The 1,814-nt window shown below is 75.7% G+C and carries 1 protein-coding gene and 1 pseudogene; both read left to right on the top strand.

Annotation, left to right across the window (positions count from 1 at the left end; all coding sequences use genetic code 11):
* Nucleotides 1–917: CDP-alcohol phosphatidyltransferase family protein (locus AB6N23_RS18260; RefSeq protein ID WP_412867375.1), on the top strand; the 917-nt coding region annotated here is incomplete at its 5' end.
* Between the two features lie 282 nt (nt 918–1,199).
* A pseudogene (locus AB6N23_RS18255) lies at nt 1,200–1,814 on the top strand (hypothetical protein); the annotation flags it as partial.

Here is a 1,814-nt window from a genome sequence, read left to right as displayed (position 1 = left end):
ACGGCATCGCGTACGTACCGGAGGACCGCAAGAACCTCGGCCTGAACCTGCTCGACACGATCCGCCGCACCACCACGACGGGCACGACCACGACGGGCACGACCACGACGGAGCCCACCGGGACGGGTGCGGCCGGGACACGGCCGGCCCGGGGCCCGGGGCGCGCGGGCCGTCGTCCGGCGTCGCGGGAGTCCCACCGCGAGGTGCTCGAGCGGCTGCGGTCCGCGCAGAAGCAGGCGGCCCGCAGCGCGCCCGCGTACTCGCGGTTCGTCAACCGGCGGCTCGGCCGGCACCTCGCCGCGTGGGCCTACCGCGCGGGGCTGACGCCGGACCAGGTGACCGGGCTGAGCGCGCTCGCCACGTTCACCGGCGTCGCGCTGCTCGCGGTGCTGCCCGCCGGGGTCGTGCAGGCGGTGGCCGTGACGGCGTGCCTGGTGCTCGGCTACGCGCTCGACTCGGCCGACGGGCAGGTGGCGCGGCTCACCGGCACGGGCAGCAGCGCGGGGGAGTGGCTCGACCACGTGGTCGACGCCGTGAAGATCGTGACGCTGCCGGTCGCGCTGCTCGTCGGCATGCACGTGCACGGCTGGGCGGACCCGGTCTGGGCCGTGGTGCCGCTGGTGCACGTCGTCGTCGGCTCGGTGCTGTTCTTCGCGATGATCCTCACCGAGCAGCTGCGGCGCGCGCACGGCGTGCGCAGCACAGCGGCGACGGGCGGGCGCGCGCCGTGGCTCCGCTCCCTGCTGGTGGCCCCGACGGACTACGGCGTCCTGTGCCTGTCGTTCCTGCTCCTCGCGGTCCCGGGCGCGTTCCTCGTCGTCTACGCCGTGCTGGTGGGGTGCACGGCCGCCTTCACGGCCGCCGCCGCGCGGAAGTGGTACCGGGAGATGCGGGCACTGGCGAACGCGCCGGTGTGACGGACATCACAGCAACGTCTCGGTCGCGTCACGATCCGGTCGACGTCCCAGGTGAGCGCGCCGTGCTGGCGCGGCCCGTGGTCGCGCGCCCACCACTGACACGTGTGGGTGACGTTTGTCCGTTCTTCACCCGTTCGGCGGGGGTGTCCTAGTGTCGCCTCCCGTATCCGGGGGCCAGCGGTCCCGCCGCCGACGGGGAGTACCGAGATGACGGCAACGCGCGCAGACCGGCGACACGAGGAGCGACGAGGGCGTCGACGACGCCGGGTGGTGGGGGCGGCCGTGACGGCCCTCCTCGCGGCAGGCCTGGCGACGGCACCGGCCGTGTTCCGGGACGCACCGGCCGAGGCGGCCACGACGTTCGTGACGCTGGACGAGCGGGTGCTGACCAACCACGTCGTCGGGCCCGGCGGGACGCACACGCTGCGGCTCCCGGTGCCCGCCCGCGCCACGGGCGTGCGGCTCTCGGTGACGGGCCGGCTCGCGTGGCGACCGACGAAGGTCGCGGTGTGCCCCGGCGACGGCACGACGCGGGCGTGCCTGGCGGACCCGGCCATGACGACACCGACGCGCGCCCCGCGCAACACGCACGTCCAGGTGGACCTGCGCGGTGCCGGTCGCGAGGTCACGCTGCACAGCTCGGCGGCCAGCGTCAGCCTGACCGTGCGCGTCGTGGGCTACGACGTCGAGGGCGCGGCGCCCGCGCCGACGCGGAAGCCGACCGCGTCGCCGACCCCGACGCGCACGCCGACGGCGTCGCCGACGCCGACGCGGAAGCCCACGGCGTCGCCCACCCCGGCGCCCACGCGGAAGCCGACCGCGGCGCCCGCCCCGACGCGGAGCGCCACGCCCACGCCGACGCCAGTCTATGATACAAATCACCGAGCCCACGAGACT

Source organism: Cellulomonas pasadenensis, assembly GCF_047229365.1.
GTDB lineage: Bacteria > Actinomycetota > Actinomycetes > Actinomycetales > Cellulomonadaceae > Cellulomonas.
This window is presented reverse-complemented; position numbering and strand designations above follow the sequence as displayed.